Origin of the sequence: Pseudomonas sp. BN607, assembly GCF_029871175.1 — a bacterium.
Taxonomy (GTDB): Bacteria; Pseudomonadota; Gammaproteobacteria; order Pseudomonadales; family Pseudomonadaceae; genus Aquipseudomonas.
The window spans coordinates 1-19,973 of the sequence record NZ_SSOE01000021.1; the positions used below are offsets into that span (position 1 = coordinate 1).

15 protein-coding genes are annotated in these 19,973 nt (G+C 63.9%); 4 read left to right on the plus strand and 11 right to left on the minus strand.

What is annotated here, in order from left to right; translation table 11 throughout:
• The coding region (locus E8E68_RS02745) for an IS110 family transposase (protein WP_266034982.1) at window positions 1–990 on the minus strand (990 nt) is incomplete at its 3' end.
• Window positions 991–1,421: 431 nt separating this feature from the next.
• Here E8E68_RS02745 and E8E68_RS02750 point away from each other — a divergent pair.
• From E8E68_RS02750 to E8E68_RS02760, 3 genes are read left to right on the plus strand one after another with little or no spacing between them, the layout of a single operon-like run.
• Window positions 1,422–2,660, plus strand: a complete 1,239-nt coding sequence (locus E8E68_RS02750) for an exonuclease SbcCD subunit D C-terminal domain-containing protein (RefSeq protein WP_280339575.1) — start codon at window positions 1,422–1,424, stop codon at window positions 2,658–2,660.
• Complete coding sequence (locus E8E68_RS02755; RefSeq protein ID WP_280339577.1) at window positions 2,657–6,301, plus strand: SbcC/MukB-like Walker B domain-containing protein; 3,645 nt, start codon at window positions 2,657–2,659, stop codon at window positions 6,299–6,301. Before E8E68_RS02750 ends, E8E68_RS02755 begins: the two co-directional genes overlap by 4 nt.
• The gene (locus tag E8E68_RS02760) at window positions 6,298–6,891 is read left to right on the plus strand and encodes a glutathione S-transferase (RefSeq protein WP_280339579.1); all 594 of its coding nucleotides are present in this window, start codon (window positions 6,298–6,300) and stop codon (window positions 6,889–6,891) included. The genes E8E68_RS02755 and E8E68_RS02760 overlap by 4 nt, the downstream gene beginning before the upstream one ends.
• Window positions 6,892–7,202: 311 nt before the next feature.
• On the opposite strand, the gene E8E68_RS02765 is transcribed toward E8E68_RS02760, so the two are convergent.
• The 10 genes from E8E68_RS02765 to E8E68_RS02810 form a co-directional block, all read right to left on the minus strand.
• The gene (locus E8E68_RS02765; RefSeq protein WP_280339581.1) at window positions 7,203–8,333 is read right to left on the minus strand and encodes a lactonase family protein; all 1,131 of its coding nucleotides are present in this window, start codon (window positions 8,331–8,333) and stop codon (window positions 7,203–7,205) included.
• Window positions 8,299–8,589, minus strand: a complete 291-nt coding sequence (locus tag E8E68_RS02770; protein WP_266032889.1) for a DUF5629 family protein — start codon at window positions 8,587–8,589, stop codon at window positions 8,299–8,301. The genes E8E68_RS02765 and E8E68_RS02770 overlap by 35 nt, the downstream gene beginning before the upstream one ends.
• 165 nt (window positions 8,590–8,754) lie before the next feature.
• On the minus strand, window positions 8,755–11,130 hold the full coding sequence (locus tag E8E68_RS02775; protein WP_280339631.1) for an RND family transporter: 2,376 nt from the start codon (window positions 11,128–11,130) through the stop codon (window positions 8,755–8,757).
• Window positions 11,131–11,150: 20 nt separating this feature from the next.
• Window positions 11,151–12,167, minus strand: a complete 1,017-nt coding sequence (locus tag E8E68_RS02780; protein ID WP_266032891.1) for a YCF48-related protein — start codon at window positions 12,165–12,167, stop codon at window positions 11,151–11,153.
• Window positions 12,168–12,431: 264 nt separating this feature from the next.
• Window positions 12,432–15,089, minus strand: a complete 2,658-nt coding sequence (gene pepN, locus E8E68_RS02785) for an aminopeptidase N (RefSeq protein WP_280339588.1) — start codon at window positions 15,087–15,089, stop codon at window positions 12,432–12,434.
• Between the two features lie 13 nt (window positions 15,090–15,102).
• Window positions 15,103–15,933 (minus strand): DUF2797 domain-containing protein, encoded by an 831-nt coding sequence (locus E8E68_RS02790; RefSeq protein WP_110748231.1) that lies wholly within the window; start codon window positions 15,931–15,933, stop codon window positions 15,103–15,105.
• A complete protein-coding gene (locus tag E8E68_RS02795; protein WP_003260154.1) occupies window positions 15,930–16,190 on the minus strand; it encodes a DUF1315 family protein in 261 nt (86 codons plus the stop codon). The genes E8E68_RS02790 and E8E68_RS02795 overlap by 4 nt, the downstream gene beginning before the upstream one ends.
• A gap of 13 nt (window positions 16,191–16,203) precedes the next feature.
• The gene (locus E8E68_RS02800; RefSeq protein WP_280339591.1) at window positions 16,204–17,091 is read right to left on the minus strand and encodes a rhomboid family intramembrane serine protease; all 888 of its coding nucleotides are present in this window, start codon (window positions 17,089–17,091) and stop codon (window positions 16,204–16,206) included.
• The gene (locus tag E8E68_RS02805; RefSeq protein ID WP_266032903.1) at window positions 17,088–18,059 is read right to left on the minus strand and encodes a metallophosphoesterase; all 972 of its coding nucleotides are present in this window, start codon (window positions 18,057–18,059) and stop codon (window positions 17,088–17,090) included. Before E8E68_RS02805 ends, E8E68_RS02800 begins: the two co-directional genes overlap by 4 nt.
• Window positions 18,059–18,949, minus strand: coding sequence for an NAD(+) kinase (locus E8E68_RS02810; protein WP_009683749.1), 891 nt, complete (start codon window positions 18,947–18,949; stop codon window positions 18,059–18,061). Before E8E68_RS02810 ends, E8E68_RS02805 begins: the two co-directional genes overlap by 1 nt.
• Here E8E68_RS02810 and E8E68_RS02815 point away from each other — a divergent pair.
• Window positions 18,948–19,970, plus strand: coding sequence for a DUF1853 family protein (locus tag E8E68_RS02815; RefSeq protein ID WP_280339592.1), 1,023 nt, complete (start codon window positions 18,948–18,950; stop codon window positions 19,968–19,970). The two genes, E8E68_RS02810 and E8E68_RS02815, sit on opposite strands and share 2 nt — an antisense overlap.
• Window positions 19,971–19,973: the final 3 nt, after the last annotated feature.

Consider the following 19,973-nt stretch of genomic DNA (forward strand, 5'->3'; position numbering starts at 1 on the left):
TTTTTTGAGGTGCTCAGCGCTGAACAGCTTGGCCGTATCAAAGGGCTCATCGCCACGCATGCATGCCCAGGCACCTGTCAGGTATTTACGCATGACGGCGGCGATAGCCTGCATTTTCTTCTTCCCTCTGCTGAGCAACGATTCGTAAAAGCCCTTCGCGTAGGGGTCATAGCGGATCGCCGTCAACGCTGGCATATACATCGCTGCTCGCAGGTAGGCATTTCCACTTTTTCCGAGTCGACCAGGCTTATCAATGCTTGTACCTGACTGCGTCTGTCGAACGTCGAGACCGGCATGGCGGCTTACCTGCGAAGACTTGAGCATTTCAGGTAATGTCGTGAGCTCAGCCAAAATGGCTAATACAGACACCTCTCCCATGCCAGGAGCGGCAATTAGTTGTTGGTACTGCCGACTAAGCATTTGGCATTGAGCAATCAAGTCATGGCCAGCCTTACGAAATCGCTCAATACGCTTGTCCAATGAGGCTATCGCCTCTTCTTCGTCTTCGATCAGCATGGCGATGGTCGTGTTGGTCGCCCGCAACGCATGCAACTCATTTTTCGCCCTTGTTCGGTGGCCAACCAGACGATTGATATGCCGCCCGATAGCCCGGAGCTCAAGCTGGGCAGGGCTTGGAGGGGTCCATAAGCGTGGTGTCATTCGCTCGGCATACTCGGAAAGCAGCTGGGCATCAATCGCATCAGTTTTGCTGTTCACCAGCATTAGCTTGGCGAAATTGTGAAAGCTCTTGGGGTTGATTACCGAGACAGGGAGGTCAGCGGCGTGCAGGTCGATGGCCAAATCCAGGTAATAGATACCGGTCGCTTCCATCACGATGGCTTTGGGCTTGAGCGATTGGAGCTTCTTAACCGCAGCTTTACGTCCGGCTGGTGTCTGGGCGATCTCCCACTGACCAGCAGGGCGCCCATCTTTGCGCACCCCGGCGATTGAAGTGCGCGAACCGATATCCAGGCCAACGAAGACACTCATCCTTCCCACTCCCCAGCAACATAGGTAACAATGGCCTCCGGTTCCCCGACCTCGAACTTCATGCCGCTGCAACCTTGTAATGCGAAGTCCGACTTGTCGGCTTCTCGATACTCTTCGTGGTGGGCAATGAGGCGGGGGACCTCTCTACGTACAAGGTCAGGGCAATCCCTGCCTTCAGGAGCGATCGGTCTCCCCGGAAGTGCTTCTTGAACCTGACGAGAATAACCTCTCTGGCCAGGTCAGACACAACATACAAGGAGCGAGCGCAGCTCGCGATGCGCCGCGCGGGCGGCGCTCGATCCCACAGGCGCTGAAACCCTTACGGCGAACACCTGCCCCCTCCCCACCCCCTCGCCCTGCCCCCCGAACCCCGCTTGGGTTACCATACCGCCCTTTCCCCGCTTGCCCGACTCGACACCAACAGGTCATCCATGCGTCTGTTTCATACCTCCGACTGGCACCTGGGCCAAAGCCTGCACGGCCAGGAACGCGACTTCGAACACGCCTGCTTCCTCGACTGGTTGCTCGGCCAACTGCGCTTGCGCCAACCCGATGCGCTGCTGATCGCCGGTGATATCTTCGACACCGTCAACCCGCCGGTCAAAGCCCAGGAACGCCTCTACGACTTCATCGTCCAGGCCCACGAGCAACAGCCCAAACTGGACATCGTGATGATCGCCGGCAACCACGACTCCGGTTCGCGCATCGAGCTGCCCGCCGCGCTCATGCGCCGCCTGCGCACCCATGCGTTGGGCCGTGTGCACTGGCTGGACGAGGGCCAGCTGGATGCCGAGCGCCTGCTGATCCCTCTGACCAACGGCCGGGGCAAGGTCGCTGCCTGGTGCCTGGCCCTGCCCTTCCTGCGGCCGGCCGAAGTCACCGGCCCGCAGCTGGGTGACGATTACCTGCAAGGCATCACCCAGGTGCACCAGCAACTGATCGCCGCCGCCCTGAAGAAACGCAAGAAAGACCAGGCGCTGATCGCTATCAGCCACGCGCACATGGCCGGTGGCGCGGTGTCGGAAGACTCCGAACGCAGCCTGATCATCGGCAACGCCGAGGCGCTGCCGGCCAAGCTGTTCGACAAGGCTATCAGCTACGTCGCCCTGGGCCATCTGCACAAACCGCAGAAGGTCAACCGCGAAGAACGCATCCGCTACAGCGGCTCGCCAATCCCGCTGTCGTTCGCCGAAATCAACTACCCGCACCAGGTCCTGGAAGTGGAGTTGGACGGCAACGGCCTGGTCAGCGTCGAGCCACGCCCCGTACCACGCGCCGTGGCCCTGCAACGGGTGGGCCCGGCACCGCTGGGCGAGCTGTTGCAGCAACTGGCCGACCTGCCCGTGATCGACCTGCTTGAAGACCCCAAACGCCAGCCCTGGCTGGAGGTGCGGGTGGTGCTCGACGAGCCGCAACCCGACCTGCGCCAGCAGATCGAAACCGCGCTTGAAGGCAAGGCGGTAAGGCTGATCCGCATCAGCGCCGAGTACGCCGGCCGCAACAACGCCGAAGACGATGACCTGGCCTTTGTCGAGCTGGCCCGGATGACCCCGCAAGACCTGTTCAGCCGCGCCTGGGAGCAAGCCTACGGCAACCCCGCCGACGAGCAGGCGCTGGCCGACTTCGCCCTGCTGTTGCAGGACGTGCAGCAGGAAGAGGAGCAGCCATGAAAATTCTCGCTATCCGCCTGAAGAACCTGGCATCGCTGGCCGGCCCGGTCGATATCGACTTCACCGCTGAACCGCTGGCCAGTGCCGGGCTGTTCGCCATCACCGGGCCTACCGGTGCCGGCAAGAGCACCCTGCTTGACGCCCTGTGCCTGGCGCTGTTCGGCACCGTGCCGCGCCTCAATGCCATTGGCCGTGAGGCCAAGGTGCCGGACGCCGACGGCGACATCCCCACTTCCGACCCGCGCAACCTGCTGCGCCGTGGCACCGGCAGCGGGTTTGCCGAGGTCGATTTCGTCGGCATCGACGGCCGCCGTTACCGCGCCCGCTGGGAAGCCAACCGCGCCCGCGACAAGGCCAACGGCAAACTGCAGCACAGCCGCCAGAGCTTCTACGACCTCGACAGCGAGCAAGTGCTGGGCAGCGGCAAGAACGAATACAAGCAACTGGTCGAGGCCCGGTTGGGCCTGAACTTCGAGCAGTTCACCCGTGCGGTGATGCTGGCCCAGAGCGAGTTCGGCGCGTTTCTCAAGGCTGACGACAAAGAGCGCAGCGAGCTGCTGGAAAAGCTCACCAACACTGCCATCTACACTCGCCTGGGCCAGCGCGCCTTCACTAAGGCGCGCGAGGCCGGCGAAGCGCACAACGCCCTGAAAGACCGTGCCAGCCACCTGCTGCCGATGGCGGCCGAAGCCCGTGCCGAACTCGACCAGCGCCTGGAACAGGCGCAACAGCAGTTCAAGGCCGACCAGGCCGGCGAGCGCCAACTGGAGCAGCAACGCAACTGGCTGAACGAACAACACCAGCTGCAAGCCCAGCAGGCCGAAGCCGGTACCGCGCTGCAGGCCGCCGAGCAGGACTGGCAACAGCTGGCCGAACCACGCCTGGACCTGGTACGCCTGGAGCGCCTGGCCCCACAGCGTCACCAGTTTCACCGCCAGCAGGCATTGAGCGCGCAACTGGCGCCAGTGGCGGCGAAGATCGCCGAACAGCACCAGCAGCAAGACGAACTTCAGCGCCACACCAACGCGCTGGAGCAGGCGCTGAACGCTGCCCGTCAGGCACTGGCCGACAGCCAGGCCCAGCATGGCGACAACGCCCCACGCCTGCGTCAGGCCTTTGCCGCCCAAGATAACCTGGCCCGCCTCGACCAGGAACTGACTGCGCAATGCAGCAGCAGCCAACAAGCTGAACAACACGTCGTCGACGGCCAGCAGCAACTGCAGCAACTGGAGGACAACCAGCAACGCAGCCTGCAGCAACTGGCGCAAATAGACAGCGCACTTGCCGACAGCCAGCACCTGGCCGGCCTGGCGAGTGCCTGGCACGCCTACCTGCCGCAGCTCAAGCAAGTGATGCTGATGGGTGGCCGCCTGGCCAAGGGCCGTGAAGAACTGCCCGGCCTGCAGGCCCTGGCCAGCCAGGCCAATGCGCAGCTGCAAGCGGAGCGCGATGCCTACGACCTGCTGTTCCGCGAAGCCAAGGCCGAACCCCAGGCCCTGGCCGAGCAGATCGACCTGCTCGGCGGCATGCTGCAGGACAACCGCAAGCAACAGCGCGCCGTCGAGGAACTGTCGCGCCTGCATGGCCGTGAACAGGAACTGCGCCAGCAGCTGGATGACGTGCGCGAACGGCAGCAACAGGCCATGCAGCAACGCCAGCAATTGATTGGCGAGGGCACCGCCGCCAAGGCCGAACTTGAAGCGGCCGAGCAAGCGCTCAACCTCACCCGCCAACTGCTGCAACGCCAGCGCCTGGCGCGCAACACCAGCGTCGAAGAGCTGCGCGGCCAGTTGCGCGACGGCGAGCCCTGCCCGGTTTGCGGCAGCGCCGAACACCCCTTCCATCAGCCAGAAGCGCTGCTGCAGAGCCTGGGTCGCCATGACCAGGCCGAAGAAGACGCCGCACAAAAGCAGGTCGAAACCCTCAATAGCAAGCTGGTAGAACTGCGTACCCAGCTGGGTGTGGTCAACGCCCAGCTCAAGGACCACCAGCAGCACCTGCAGCAACTGGGCGAACAGCTGCAACCGCTGGTAGCCCAGGTGCAGGCGCACAGCCTGTGGCCGGCCCTCGCCCCGCAGGACGACAAGGCCCGTGGCAACTGGCTCGACAGCCAATTGCGCCGCCTGGACGAGGAAATCGGCCAGGACGAGAAGCGCCAGAGCGCCCTGCTCGCCCTGCAACGAGACGCGGCCCGCCTCAACCAGCAATTGCAGGCTGCCCACGACGCCCAGCAGCAGGCCCAGCGCCACCTGGAGCAACAGCACCAGGCCCTGGCCAACGACGAGCAGCTGTTGCAGCAAGGCCTGAACGACCTGGCCGGCGTATTGCCAGAGGAAGCGCTCAAGGCCCTCAACGACGACCCGGCCAATGCCTTCCTCGCCCTTGACCAGCAGATTGCCCAACGCCTGCAGCAACTGGAACAGCGCAAGGACGAACAGGAAGAACAGCAAGCCCGGCAGGCCCAGCTGGACAAACTGCGCGATCAGCAACAGGCGCGGGTGCAAGGCCTGGAGCAGCTGCAACACAAGCTCGCTGCCCTCGACGAACAGCGCCAGCAGGCCCAGGCGTCGCTCGGCGAGCTGCTTGGCGAACATGCCAGTGCCGAAGCCTGGCAGCAGCATATGGAAGCCACGTTGGAGCAAGCCCGCGCCCTCGATGCCGACACCGCCCAGCGCCTGCAAGATCTGCGCACCCAAGGCGTGCAACTGGCCAGCGAACTCAAGGCCAACACCCAGCAACAACAGGCACTGGATGCCGAATGCCAACAGTTGCAGGCCCAGATCGCCCAGTGGCGCAGCGAGCATCCGGAACTGGACGATGCCGGCCTCGATCGCCTGCTGGCCATGGATGACGCGCAAGTCAATGAATTGCGCCAGCGTTTGCAAGGCGCGGAAAAAGCCATCGAGCAGGGCCGCGTCCTGCTGCAGGAGCGCGAACAGCGCCTGCAGCACCACGCTGCACAGATGACCGTGGACACCACGGTCCAAGCCCTGGAGCAAGCCTTGGCCGAACTGCGCGAACGCCTGGCAAGCCAAGAGCAGCAGTGCGCCGAATTGCGTGCACAACAGGCCGACGATCAGCGCCGCCAGCAGGCCCACCAGGCGCTAGCGGCAGAAATCGAACAGGCCCACCAGCAGTGGCAACGCTGGGCCCGCCTGAATGCCCTGATCGGTTCGGCCTCCGGTGATGTGTTCCGCAAGATAGCCCAAGGCTACAACCTTGATCTGCTGCTGCACCACGCCAACGCCCAACTACGTCAGCTGGCCCGTCGCTACCGCCTGAAGCGCGGCGGCAGCGCCCTTGGCCTGCTGGTGCTGGACACCGAGATGGGCGACGAACTGCGTTCGGTGCACTCGTTGTCGGGCGGGGAAACCTTCCTGGTGTCGCTGGCCCTGGCGCTGGGCCTGGCGTCGATGGCGTCCAGCACCTTGCGTATCGAGTCGCTGTTCATCGACGAAGGCTTCGGCAGCCTCGACCCCGAGTCGCTGCAACTGGCAATGGACGCCCTCGACGGCTTGCAAGCCCAGGGTCGCAAAGTGGCGGTGATTTCCCACGTACAGGAAATGCACGAGCGCATCCCGGTCCAGATCCAGGTGCGGCGCCAGGGCAATGGCCTCAGTGACGTGGAGGTGTGCGGGTGATCCTCTACTCGTTCCGCCGCTGCCCGTGGGCCATGCGTGCGCGCCTTGCCCTTCGCTATGCCGGCTGCGAGGTGGAAATCTGCGAGGTGGCGATGAAGAACAAGCCGGCAGAGCTGCTGGCCTTGTCGCCCAAAGGGACGGTGCCGGTGCTGGATACCGGTACCGGGGTGTTGGAAGAGAGCCTGGACATCATGCGCTGGGCGCTGGCGCAAAACGACCCGCAGGATTGGCAGCTGCTTGCCGACCCGGTGGCGGCGCAGCAGGCAGATGCCTTGATCGCGCGTAATGACAGCACGTTCAAGGCACAGGTGAACCTGTACAAGTATGCCGAGCGCTACCCCGAGCATACCCGCGAGCATTATCGCCAGCAGGCCGAGGCCTGGCTGGGGGAGCTCGAAGGCCTGCTGGCTGAACGGCCCTACCTGCTGGCCGACCACCCGAGCATTGCCGATGCGGCATTGCTGCCCCTGATGCGCCAGTTTGCCGGGGTCGAACCTCAGTGGTTCGCCGAGGCGGCTTATCCGCGGGTGCGGAGTTGGCTGGAGGGGTGGTTGGCTTCAGCGCTGTTCAAGGCCGTCATGGCCAGGTGAGTGTGGGGGCTGGCAAGTGCCTGGCGGGAGTTTGATGTAGGGTTCGAGATCGAGCGCCGCCCGCGCGGCGCATCGCGAGCTACGCTCGCTCCTACGTTTGTTTCGGGCCAATTATTCCTGTGGGATTCACGCGCGAACGCCTTGGCGTATGGCGAAATATCGCGTCGCACAAACAAGACGGTCGCGCGCGCCTGTAACAGGCGTTACTGGCCAGAAACAAACGTAGGAGCGAGCGCAGCTCGCGATGCGCCGCGCGGGCGGCGCTCGATCTCACAGGCGCTAAACATCCAACAGCAAACCCTCACACATCATCACTCGATGAACTTGAGGTCCGATGGCGCATCCTGCTGCAGTGTCTGCACCGTCTCCAGCAGCTTGCCGCTACGGGGATCACGGCGTATCACCACGATCTGGTTGCTCTTCTGGTTGGCCACCAGCAGGAAGTTGTCACTCGGGTCGAGGGCAAATTCCCGTGGGTGGTCACCCTCCACCGAGCGGCGCTGCAGCAACGCCAGTTGGCCATCGTCCTTGCCAACGCTGAACACCACGATCTCGTTGGCCGTGCCGCGGTTGCTCACATACAGGAAGCGCCCGTCCGCCGACAGGTGCAGGCCTCCCGCTGCCTTGGCTGCCGCCTCGCTGCGTTCGGTCAACGGCAGGCGCTGGCGCTCGACCAGGGCATCGTCCTGGACGTCGAACATCACCACTTCACCGCTCATTTCCAGCGTCAGGTAGGCATGCCGGCCCTTGGCGTCGAACAGCAGGTGACGTGGCCCACTGCCGGCAGGCAAGTCCACCGAGGCCGGGATGGCCGGGCTCAATGGCTGCTCCTGGCTGGCACCGTCGTAGCGGTAGATGAACACCTTGTCGGCGCCCAGGTCGCAGGCATACACATGCTGACCATTGGGCGACAACACCAACGAGTGTACATGGGCACCGGCCTGGCGCTCGGGGTTCACCCCACTTGCCTTGTGCCGGGCCTGTTGCGACACGGGCTTGAGCTTGCCGTCCCTGGCCACCGGGATCACCACCAGGCTGCCACCAGGGTCAGGCTTGACCGCGTAGTTGGCCACGAACAGGTAGCGCTGGTCGCGGCTAAGGCTGGCATGCGTCGGCTCATCGCCTTGGGTGGGCACCTGGCTGAGCGGCTTGATCTCGCCCTTGGCGCTGATGCTGAAACTGCTGGCGTGGCCGCCCGGGGTTTCATTGACCGCGAACAACAGGCGCTGGTCCGCTGACAGCACCAGCCAAGACGGGCTGACGCTTTTCACCACTTGCTGCGGGGTCGGGTCGATTTGGCCGCGCTTTTCGTCGAACTGATAACGGTAGATACCCTGGCTGGCGCCATCGGTATAACTGCCCACCAGCAATGTCGCGGCATGGGCGTGGATAGTCAGGCTCATCAGGCTAGCGGTCAGCAGGCTCGTCCAGATCCGGTTCATCGTGGTCTTCATCCGGGGCGCGAAAGGCACTCATACAGACTAGCCGATGCTCGCCGTTGGCATCGTTGAGTTGCCACTCATCACCTGAGGCGATAGCGGCGGCGACTTGTTCAGGGGTGAAGGACCAACGGCGGAGCTGGCGGCCGTCCATGCATTCGACGGTGAGGCCGGACGCGTCGGCAGTGAAGTCGAAGGCGTGCAGACCGTCGATCAGGAGCATGTCGCAGGATTGCAGGGCGGTAGCGAGGGGAGACATGGCGGTACCAATCTGAAAGAAGTCGGCATTATAACCTTGGGGCTGCTTTGCAGCCCAATCACCGGCAAGCCAGCTGACACAGGGACCACACAAACCTGGGGGCTTGCGCTGTACCGGTCGGAGCTGGTTTGCCGGCAATCGGGCCGCAAAGCGGCCACCTGCGACTCAATGGGCGAAAATGGACCCACCTTCCTTGCCCGCCATCTTTTCCGGCTTGATCAGGAACCGCGCCAGCGCCGGCAGCAGCCACAGCGCGCCAAACATGTTCCACAGCAGCATGAAGGTCAGCATCAGCCCCATGTCGGCCTGGAACTTGATCGCCGAGAAGATCCAGGTACACACGCCGATGGCCAGGCACAGCCCGGTGAACAGCACCGCCTTGCCGGTCGAGCGCAGGGTCTGGTAATACGCTTCCTGCAACGGCAGCCCGGCCCGCAGGAAGCTCTCCAGCCGGCTGTAGATGTAGATGCCATAGTCCACGCCAATGCCCACACCCAGCGCCACCACCGGCAAGGTCGCCACCTTCACGCCGATGCCCATGTAGGCCATCAGCGCGTTGCCCAGCACCGAGGTCAGCACCAGCGGCAGCACGATGCACAAGGTTGCAGCGAACGAACGGAAGGTAATCAGGCACATCACTGCCACGCAGATGTACACCAGAACCAGAATGGTCAGCTCGGCCGACTTGATCACTTCGTTGGTCGCCGCCTCGATCCCGGCGTTACCCGCCGCCAGCAGGAACTGCAGGCCTTCCTTGTTGTGGCTGTCGGCAAATGCCTTGGCCACGGCAGTGACCCGCTCCAGGGTTTCGGCCTTGTGGTCATTGAGGAACACCAGCACCGGCGCCAACGAGCAGTCGCCGTTGTAGAGGCCGTCGGCACGGGCGATGGAGTTGTTGAGGATGTCCGGGTTGCGCGACAGGGTTTCCCATTTCAGGCTGCCCTCGTTCATGCCCTTGATCACCTGCTTGGACACGGTCACCAGGGAAATCGCCGACTGTACACCCGGGGTGTTCTGCATGGTCCACATCAGCTCGTCGATCGGCGCCATGGTCGAGTGGATCGAGCACTGCTCCGAAGGCGTCTTGACCATGATCACCAGCACGTCGGAGCTGGTCGAGTAGTTGCTGATGATGAAATTGTTGTCCTGGTTGTAGCGCGAGTCAGGGCGCAGCTCCGGCGCGCCCTGGTCGAGGTCACCGATCTTCAGGTTCTGGCTGTACCACAGCCCCCCGGCAAAGGCGAGCAGCGCCAGCCCTACCGACACCGGCGCTACCTTGGCGCTGGCGAAGTTCGACAGCAGGCGCCAGAACGGGTGCTCGCGGGTTGCGTCCTTCTTGCTGCGCTCGATGGCCTTCTTGCTGATGCCCACGTAGGAGATGGCCACCGGCAGCAGGATCAGGTTGGTGAACACGATCACAGCCACGCCGATGGAAGCGCCAATGGCCAATTCGCGAATCACACCGATGTCGATGATCAGCAGGGTGATGAAGCCCACCGCGTCGGCGAGGATGGCGATCATCCCCGGCAGGAACAGCTGACGGAAGGTACGCCGGGCAGCCGTGAGTGCGTTATCGGCATCACTCGATTGCAAGGCGATACCGTTGATCTTCTGCACCCCGTGGGAAATGCCGATGGCGAAGATCAGGAACGGTACCAGCATCGAGTATGGGTCGAGGCCAAAACCCACTGCATGCATCAGCCCCAGCTGCCAGACCACTGCGACCAGGGTGGTGATGAGCACGGCGATGGTGCTGCGGATGCACCAGGTGAACCAGTACAACAGCACCCAGGTGATCGCCAGGGCGACGCCGAAGAACATCGCCACCATGACCAAGCCGTCGATCAGGTCACCCACCTTCTTGGCAAAGCCGACGATGTGCACCTTCACATTGGGGTTCTGCGCCTGGAACTTGTCGCGGATCTTCTCTTCCAGCAGGTGCGAGAACTGCTGGTAATCCAGCTTCACCTGCCTGCCCGGGTCCTGCGGGTCGGGGTAGCTTTCCAGCAGCGGCACGTCGACGATACTGGACTTGAAGTTGTTGCCCACCAGCCGGCCTACCTGGCCCGACTTGAGCACGTTATCGCGCAGGGTATCGAGACTGTCCTGCGAGCCGTTGTAGGTATTGGGTATCACCTCGCCACCGGAAAAGCCCTCTTCGGTGACCTCGCTCCAGCGCACGCTGGGGCTCCACAGCGACTTCAACCCGGCACGGTCGACACCGGGGATGTAGAACACCTCGTCGTGGATCTGGCGCAAGGTTTCCATGTAGTCCTTGTCGAAGATGTCACCGTTGACCGCCTCCACCGAAATGCGCACGGTGTTGCCGAGGTTGGCCAGGTCGTTGCGGTGCTCCATCATCTGTTCGATGAACGGGTGCTGCAGCGGGATCATCTTCTCGAAGCTGGTGGAAGGGCGGATTTGCGTGGCCTGCCAGAACAGGAAAATGCTGATCAGCACACACAGGGCGATGACCACCGGGCGGTTGTTGAAGATCAGGCGTTCAAGCAGCGTGGCCTTGTCCTGATGGTGCGGGTGCATGGTGATGCTCTCCCTGCTGGTCATGGACGCACCTCATCGGCACCTTGCGCGGTAGCCAGGTGCACCCCGCCCTGCCCCACAAGCAGCAGGCCGCCATTGGCCAGGCCACTGACGCCGGCCAGGGCGATGCGGTCTGCACGGTTGTAGACGCTGAAGGTCTGGCCGTCGTCGGTGCTGCGCAGCACGCTGCCACCGTTGCCGACCAGCACCAGGCTGCCATCTTCGACAAGCGTAGCGCCTGCCAGGCCGAATTCGAGGGTGGCGCGCGCCGTCTTGAGCTCGATCGGCCGCCAGCTGTCACCGAAATCGGCCGAGCGGAACAGGTTGCCGCGCAGGCCGTAGGCCAGCAGGGTGTGGGGGGTACTGGTGCCGATCACGCCGAACAGCGAGCCCTCGTAGGGGCCCTGTACCCTGGCCCAGGTCTGCCCGTTATCGGCAGAGCGGAACATGCCGCCCTGCTCGCCAACGATGAACAGGCCGGCATCACGGACCCGGGCGATGCCGTTCAGGTGCAGCTGGTCGGGGTTGTCCAGGCGCGCCGCCACGTCCTGCCAGTGCTGCCCCCCGTCGGTGGTTTCCAGCAAGGCGCCGTAGGCCCCCACGGCAAAGCCATGCTGGGCATCGAGGAAGGTGACATCGAGCAAGGGCGCTTCACGGGCCAGGTCCTCGAACTGCTTGCTCCAGGTGGCACCGCCGTCGTTGCTGGTGAGGATCTGCGCGTCATGGCCGACGGCCCAACCGCGCTTGTCGTCGAGGAAGAACACGGCGGTGAGCAGTTGCCGGGTAGGCACGCGGGCTTGGGTCCAGGTGGTGCCCTGGTCGTCGGAGAACAGAATGTGGCCGCGATCGCCCACCACCACCAGGCGCTTGCCGGCATGAGTGGCGCCGATCAGCAGGCTTTGGCTGGCCTTGGCCGATTCGGTGGAGTATTCGTCGGCAGCAGCGGCCTGCACGCTGTCGGCCCACGTGCCAAGTGCCAGCGCCAGTACCGCTGCGGCTGCCAATGGCCAGGCGAGTTGCCTGTTCTGTTCCCTCATGACTGTCCCCTTTGTGTTTTTATTTGGCGGGTCAATGCATTGCAGGTACTGCGAAAAGCCTGGTCTAGAGGCCTGCAATAGCTTGAGGGATCGTAGCGGGGATGTTGGCGGGAGTACAACGGGCGGGGTGTTATGTTTTGTTGTCGGCCCAAAAAGCTTCGCGGGTAAACCCGCTCCCACAGGTGCTACACCATCCATGAAAACGGTGAAGTACCTGTGGGAGCGGGTTTACCCGCGAAGAGGCCGGCACTGACTACAGAAAACTCAAGCCAGGCTCTTGCTCACCACTTCATACACATCACTGGACAGCTCGCCAGACGCCAGAATGCGCTCCAGCTCGCCCTTCATGAGCGCTTGGCGCGCGTCGTCATACTTGCGCCAGCGGGTCAGCGGTGCCAGTTGACGCGAGGCAATCTGCGGGTTCAACGCGTTCAGCTCGATCACCAGGTCTGCCAAGAAGCGATACCCCGAACCATCCGCCGCATGGAAGTTGACCAGGTTCTGCCCGGCAAACGCACCAATCAGCGCACGCACCTTGTTCGGGTTCTTCAGGGTGAACGCCGGGTGCTGCATCAGCGCCTTGACCCGGGCCAGCCCGCCCGGCAGCGCGCTGGCCGCCTGCACGCTGAACCACTGGTCCATGACCAGCGGGTTGTCCTTGAAGTGCTCGGCAAAGGCTTCCAGCGCCTTCGCACGCTCGGTCTCGAACGGCGAGTTGACCAGTACCGCCAGCGCAGTCAGGCGTTCGGTCATGTTGTCGCACTGCTCGAACTGCTCAAGCGTCGCTGCCAGCACCTGCGGTTTGCCGCTCTGCATCAGGTAAGACAGGGCGATATTCTGCAGGCTGCGGCGGGCGAAGTGCTCGGCAGAGGCCACATAGGCGGTGCTGCGCGACACCTCGCGGTTGGCCTGGTAGCGCGCCCACAAGGCATCGAACAACTGCGCGGCGATTTGCTGGCGGGCGAACTCGCGGGCGGCGTGGATGGCATCCACGTCGGCCACCTGGCTGATCTCGGTGAGGTAGGCCTCACCTGGCAGCGACAGCATCTCGGCAACCATGGCCGGGTCCAGCGCTTCGTTGCCGAGCACTGTGCCCAGGGCGGTAATCAGGCGCTGGTCGAGTTTCAGCGCTTCGCCGCGCTGATGCTGGCCGATCAGTTCCTGCAGCACCTGCACCGACAGCTGCTGGCCCGCTTCCCAGCGGTTGAAGCCATCGCTGTCGTGCTGCATCAGGAACATCAGCTGGTCGCGGTCGTAGGGGAAGCTCAGTTTCACCGGGGCACTGAAACCACGCAGCAGCGACGGCAGCGGCTTGGCCTGGATGCCCTGGAAGGTGAACGTTTGCTCGGCCTCGGTCACCGAGAGTACGCGACTGGTGCCTTGCGCGGCGGCTTCACCCATCAGCTGCAGCGGCAGGTCGTTGCCGGCGGCATCCAGCAGGCCCAGCTCCACGGGGATCACGAACGGCAGCTTGGCGGCCTTGTCCGGGGTCTGCGGGCAGCTCTGGCGGAACGTCAGGCTGTAGGTCTGCGCGGCAGGGTCGTACGCCTCGCTGACTTCCAGGCGCGGGGTGCCGGCCTGGCTGTACCAGCGCTTGAACTGGGTAAAGTCGACGCCGTTGGCGTCTTCCATGGCCTTGATGAAGTCGTCGGTGGTCACTGCCTGGCCATCATGGCGCTCGAAGTACAGGTCGCTGCCCTTGCGGAAGCCCTCGGCGCCCAGCAGGGTACGGACCATGCGCACCACTTCGGCGCCCTTCTCGTACACGGTCAGGGTGTAGAAGTTGGAGATTTCGATGAAGCTGTCCGGGCGCACCGGGTGCGCCATGGGGCCGGCGTCTTCGGCGAACTGGTGGGTGCGCAGGTAGGCGACGTCTTCGATGCGTTTGACCGTACGCGAGTTCATGTCGGCACTGAACTCGGCATCGCGGAACACCGTGAAGCCTTCCTTGAGCGACAGCTGGAACCAGTCACGGCAGGTGACACGGTTACCCGACCAATTGTGGAAGTACTCGTGGGCGACCACCCCTTCGACCCGCTGGTGGGCAGCATCGGTGGCGGTTTCGGCACGGGCCAGCACACAGCTGGAGTTGAAGATGTTCAGGCCCTTGTTTTCCATGGCGCCCATGTTGAAGTCGTTGACCGCCACGATCATGAAGATGTCCAGGTCGTATTCACGGCCATAGACTTCTTCGTCCCAGCGCATGGACTTCTTCAGGCTGACCATGGCGTGGTCGCACTTGTCGATGTTCTCGGGTTCCACGTAGATACGCAGGGTCACGTCGCGGCCTGACTGGCGCACGAACTTGTCTTCGACGCACCACAGGTCTCCGGCCACCAGCGCGAACAGGTACGCCGGCTTCATGAACGGGTCTTCCCAGGTTGCCCAGTGGCGGCCGTCTTCTGCCGGCCCGCTGCCGATCGGGTTGCCGTTGCTCAACAGCACCGGGTAGCGGTGCTGCTCGGCGATCACCGTGGTGGTGAAGGTGCTCATCACGTCCGGGCGGTCGAGGTAGTAGGTGATCTTGCGGAAGCCTTCGGCCTCGCACTGGGTGCAGAACATCTTGCCCGACTTGTACAGGCCTTCCAGCGCGGTGTTGCTCTCGGGGTGGATCTTGACGCTGGTGTCGAGGGTGAAGCGTTCGGTTTTCGGCTGAACCGTCAGGCTGTCGATGTCGAGCTGGTAGTCAGCGGGCTGCAGTTCCTGGTCGTCCAGCGAGGCACGCAGCAGCTCCAGCTGCTGGCCATCCAGCACCAGCGGCGGCAAGCCTGCACCGCGAGCCGGGTTGCGGCGCATCACCAGCTGCGCGTGGACCAGGGTGTGGTCCTCGAACAGCTCGAAGGTCAGGTGCGTTTCGTCTATCAGGTACTCGGGCGCCTGGTAATCCTTCAGGTAGATCACTTGCGGTTGTTCGGTACGCATGTGCAGGTCCTTTTTACTGGAGCACGGCCAACTGGTAGGCCGTGTACTTGCGAATATTGATCACACCGGTGTCGAAGATCAGGTACTGGCCCTTGATGCCCAGCAGCGTACCTTCGGCTACCGGGTCCTTGTCGAGGTTGAAGCTGACGATCTTTGTCGGGTAGGCCTCGACCGGGTAGTTCATCTGCACCACTTCGGCATCCGGCAGCGGCTGGATCGCCTGCAGGCCAAAGCGCCCCTGCAGCTCGCGCAGGCCATCGGCGCAGGCCTCGAAGACCTGCTCGCGGATGGCCGGCAGGTCGAGCACCTCGGCATCGCCCTTGAGCAGCGCACGCCAGTTGGTGCGGTCAGGCACCTGGCTACGCAACACGTCTTCGACCAGGCCGGATTGCTGGCGGGTGGCCACGCGCATGATCGGCAGCGCCTGGCTGGCGCCCTGGTCGAGCCAGCGGGTAGGCAATTGGGTCGCACGGGTGATGCCGACCTTGATCCCCGACGAGTTGGCCAGGTAGACCACGTGGTCGGTCATGCAGAACTGTTCGCCCCACGACGGTTCGCGGCAGGTGCCAGCGTCGTAGTGGCACTTTTCCGGGGCCATGATGCACACGTCGCACTGCGCCAGCTTGGTCATGCACGGGTAGCAGTAACCCTGGCTGAAGCTGGTCTTGGTGCGCTTGCCGCAATGGCTGCAGTGAATGGCGCCAAGGTATTCCAGGCGCAGGCGCTGGCCGATCAGGGGGTTGACCGCCACCTGCGTGTCATCCAGGCGGAAGCTGTATTGCACTACGGGTGCCTGCAGGCTTACCGCCATCTTGCTCAACGAGCCACGAGCGAGTTCGATCAATGTACCGAGTCCGACTTGAACAGAATGTTGGCGATGGGTGCGGACTTCGACGCGCACTCCTGCGGCCCCATGTAACCGGTGCGCTGGTCTTCAGGCAGGTTTTTCATCTCCCAGGCGATGACCGCCTGCAGCGACAGCTCTTTCTGCTCGGCAGTGAGCTTGCGGCCATCCGACCATTTGCCGATTTCCACGGCCAGTTTCAGGCTCTCGTAGATTTCCGGGGTGATGTTTTCAATCATTTGCGCGAAAGTGGACATAGTGTCTCCTGATTCAAGCCGACAGTTTACGCCGGGCCAGCGCCCCACCCAAGAGCCCGGTCAGGCATCCGATGAGCAGCCCGCCGACGTGGGCGGCGTTGGCAATCTGGCCAAGGCCGAGGGTACCGACCACACCGGTCAGGCACACCACCAGCCAGATCAGCATCATGACCAGCACGCCTTTGGGCAGGTTGAAGAAGCGATTGGGCGCCAGCCACTGGTACAACCAGATGTGCCCCAGCAAGCCGTACAAAACGCCAGACAGGCCACCAAACAGGCTCGGCCCACTGGTGTAGTGCTGGGCCAGGTTGGACACCAGGCTGAACAGCACGGTCAGGCCCAGCAGCAGCCACGGGCCTTGGCGCAGTTCGATGCGCTTGCCCAGCTCCCAGTACCACAGGCTGTTCATCGCCAGGTGCAGCACGCCGAAGTGCAGCAGCATGGGCGATACCAGCCGCCACCACTGGCCTTGGTCGAGGGTTTGCGCCAGCGGGGTGAAGTACAGGTAGTCACCCTGCACGCGGAAGTCGAGGAAGGTGAACCAGCTGATGGTGGTGAAGTTGTCGCCCAGGTTGGTCAGGCCGGCGACGATGAAGCACAGCAGCAGGGTCAGAGTGGTGATCTTGCAGGCTTTGGCCTGCGCTACCAGGGAAGGCTGAGCGGGGGCATTCGCGGGTGAATCCGCTGCTACAGGGTCGGCGCTGGCCGCCAGGTCGGCGTTGCCGTCGGGGTAACGCTGGTAGAGTTGCAGCACATCTTCGGCGAGGGTGTCGGGGGCCCAGAGGACCTGGGCGTCGCCCTCCTCGCTGACTCGGTGCGGCACCTGCAGGCTTTGCAGCAGGTGGATGAAACCGCTGAGGTCGACCGACAGCGGCAGGCGCATCACTTCGATAATGTTCATTGGTTGGCCTGTGGGCGGTCGACGTCGACCCAGACGAACTTGTGCGGGTCGATGCGGGTTTCATCATCCAGCCGGTAGGCGGCCAGCTTTCCGTAGAGCACCGCGCTGTAGTCCAGGCAGGCCAGGTTGGGGCGAATCGGCGCCGGGTGACCGCTGCGCCAGTAATGCCCGACAAACAACAGCGGCTCGTCCTCGGCGTAGCGCAGCAAGGCGTTCTTCTGGCTGTGGCTGAGCGGTGCGCTGGCCACCTCCTCGGGCAGGGCATCGGGCTGGAACACGATGTCGCCGTACGTTTGCGGGTCTTCTTCCCAGAACTTGGTGCGGAAGAATGCCCGCGTCAGGCCGTCACCACCGGTCAGGGTCAGGCCGTCCGGCAAGCGCATGTCGGTGCCGCGCAGCAAGCGGTTGCACACGGTGGCGGCGAAGCTGTTGCTCACGGCCGAAGCCTGGATGAAGTGCTCGTCGACGCGCCCGTCGGGGTACTGCTGGCGCAGGTGCTCGATCAGCTGCGGATCCCAGCAAGCGTGCACCAGGCGGAAGCGCCCGGCGTCCATGAACAGCGGCAGCTCATAGAACCAATTGACGAAGTCGTGCCAGTCACCGGGGTGGTGGGCGAACTGGGTCAGGGTTTCGTCGATCAGCCGGGCATGCCGTGGCGTGTGTTCGCGCACGTAGGCCTTGCCGCTGCCGGGCAGCGCCGGGGTGACCCAGCCAAGGGCGTTGTACTCGTGGTTGCCCATGATGCAGAACGCCTGGCCGGCTTCGACCATGTCGTGGACGATGTGCAGCGCCTCGCGGATGCGTGGCCCACGGTCGACAATATCGCCCAGGAACAGCGCCTGACGTCGCGGGTGGCGCCACACGCCGGCCACGCGCTTGTATCCGAGGGCGTCGAGCAGGCGTTCAAGGGTCAGTGCACAGCCGTGCACATCGCCGATGATGTCAAAACTTCGCGCCGGATCGAGCATCAGTCGTCACTGCTCCCCAAGCGGCTGCCCCACCCCAGTTTGGTACGGCAGACCTCGTAGTAATTGTGGTCCAGCGGGTGGATCAGGCGCAGCTTCTGCGGTTTCTTGCTGACCGTGATGGTATCGCCGGGGGCGCAGGTGAAGTGGTTCTGGCCGTCACAGGACACCTGCGGGTAGATCTGCAGGTCCTTGGACACCACGATCTTGAGCTCGCTGTTGCCGTCGACCACGATCGGCCGGCCCGACAGGGTATGCGGGTACATCGGCACGATGACGATGGCATCGAGCTTGGGGTGCATGATCGGGCCACCGGCCGACAGCGCATAGGCGGTGGAGCCGGTGGGGGTCGCGACGATCAGGCCGTCGGCCTTCTGGCTGCAGACGAACTGGCCGTCGATGTAGATTTCGAACTCGATCATGCGCGTGGACTTGCCCGGGTGCAGTACCACGTCGTTCAGCGCATCGCCCTGGCCAATGGCTTCATGGTGGCGGCGCACCTCGGCCTGCAGCAGGAAGCGGTTTTCCACCAGGTAGTGGCCGTCGAGCACCTCGGCGACCTTTTCTTCCAGCTCGTCGGGGCGAATGTCGGTAAGAAAGCCCAGGTTGCCACGGTTGATGCCCAGCACCGGAATGTTGTGCCGGGCCAGGGCGCGGGCGGCGCCCAGCAGGCTGCCGTCGCCGCCAACCACGATAACCAGGTCGCAGACCTCGCCCAGTAGCTTGCGGGTGGAGGTTTGCAGGCCATGGCCGGGCAGTACTTCGGCGATGGTGTCCTCGAGGATCACGTGCAGGTGGCGGTCGAGGAGGAATTTTTTCAGTCGGCGAATGGTGTCGAGCACCTGCGAGCTGCCAAGGCGACCGATGATACCGATATTGCGAAATTGCTCCATGGGGCTCCTGCGAGGCTCTGCGGCGGGTGACGATGCGCCGATTATGGGCGAAACCACCGGGCAGCGGCAAACCGGCTATGCTCGCAGGATGACGCCATTCGCCCAACTCCAAGACCTGCCCCGGCAACTTCAGCGCCCGGCCGTGCGTGACCTGGCCTGGGCCCTGCTGTCGCCGCCCCTGCTCAGCGCCCCGCCCTGCCCCCAGCGCCACCCGCTGGCCGGCAGCCTGTGGGCGCAGCAACCGCAGCGTCTGGAGCAGTGGTTGCGGGGGCTGGAGGAGGAGGATCGGCCGTTGCGCGAGTGGCTGGCCAAGCTCGGCAGCCGGCGTCTGGGGCACTACTACGAACGCCTGTGGCAATTCGCCCTGAGCCAGGCGCCGGGCGTCGAGCTGCTGGCGGCCAACCTGGCCATCCGCGATGGCGGGCATACCTTGGGTGAGCTGGACGTGCTGCTGCGCGACGGTGACGGCGTGCACCATCTGGAACTGGCGATCAAGCTGTACCTGGGCCCGGAAGGTGCCGGGCACGATCCCCATGCCTGGCTGGGGCCAGGTTGCCATGACCGGCTGGGGACCAAGCTGGCGCACCTGGCGGGGCACCAGTTGCCCATGTCGAAGGGGGCGCACAGTCGTCAAGCGCTGGTTCAGCTAGGCGTGGAGCAGGTCCAGGCGCATATGTGGCTGGGTGGCTACCTGTTCTATCCATGGCCTGAGCATGCCGAGGCGCCCGAGCGCGCCAACCCGCAGCATCTGCGTGGGCGCTGGCTGCGGCGGCGGGACTGGGTGATGGGGGAAGGCGAGCGTTGGCAGCCGCTGCCGCGGCATGCCTGGCTGGCGCCAGCGCGGGTCGAGTCGGCTGAATGCTGGCAGGCGGAGCACTTCGCGGCTTGGCTGCATGTGCTGGAGCAGCAGGCACCCGCACAGTTGCTGGTGCGACTGGAGCCTGATGCCGATGGTGCCTGGCAGGAAGCAGAGCGGGTGTTTCTGGTGGCTGATGACTGGCCGTATCTGCCCGGTCACTGATGT

What these genes read in the sequence shown, in the direction of transcription:
- E8E68_RS02750 (WP_280339575.1), top strand. Translation starts at nt 1,422, where the DNA reads ATGCGTCTGTTTCATACCTCCGACTGGCACCTGGGCCAAAGCCTGCAC.
- E8E68_RS02755 (WP_280339577.1), top strand. Translation starts at nt 2,657, where the DNA reads ATGAAAATTCTCGCTATCCGCCTGAAGAACCTGGCATCGCTGGCCGGC.
- E8E68_RS02765 (WP_280339581.1), bottom strand. Translation starts at nt 8,333, where the DNA reads ATGAACCGGATCTGGACGAGCCTGCTGACCGCTAGCCTGATGAGCCTG.
- E8E68_RS02770 (WP_266032889.1), bottom strand. Translation starts at nt 8,589, where the DNA reads ATGTCTCCCCTCGCTACCGCCCTGCAATCCTGCGACATGCTCCTGATC.
- E8E68_RS02775 (WP_280339631.1), bottom strand. Translation starts at nt 11,130, where the DNA reads ATGCACCCGCACCATCAGGACAAGGCCACGCTGCTTGAACGCCTGATC.
- E8E68_RS02780 (WP_266032891.1), bottom strand. Translation starts at nt 12,167, where the DNA reads ATGAGGGAACAGAACAGGCAACTCGCCTGGCCATTGGCAGCCGCAGCG.
- pepN (WP_280339588.1), bottom strand. Translation starts at nt 15,089, where the DNA reads ATGCGTACCGAACAACCGCAAGTGATCTACCTGAAGGATTACCAGGCG.
- E8E68_RS02795 (WP_003260154.1), bottom strand. Translation starts at nt 16,190, where the DNA reads ATGTCCACTTTCGCGCAAATGATTGAAAACATCACCCCGGAAATCTAC.
- E8E68_RS02800 (WP_280339591.1), bottom strand. Translation starts at nt 17,091, where the DNA reads ATGAACATTATCGAAGTGATGCGCCTGCCGCTGTCGGTCGACCTCAGC.
- E8E68_RS02805 (WP_266032903.1), bottom strand. Translation starts at nt 18,059, where the DNA reads ATGCTCGATCCGGCGCGAAGTTTTGACATCATCGGCGATGTGCACGGC.
- E8E68_RS02815 (WP_280339592.1), top strand. Translation starts at nt 18,948, where the DNA reads ATGGGGCTCCTGCGAGGCTCTGCGGCGGGTGACGATGCGCCGATTATG.
- E8E68_RS02810 (WP_009683749.1), bottom strand. Translation starts at nt 18,949, where the DNA reads ATGGAGCAATTTCGCAATATCGGTATCATCGGTCGCCTTGGCAGCTCG.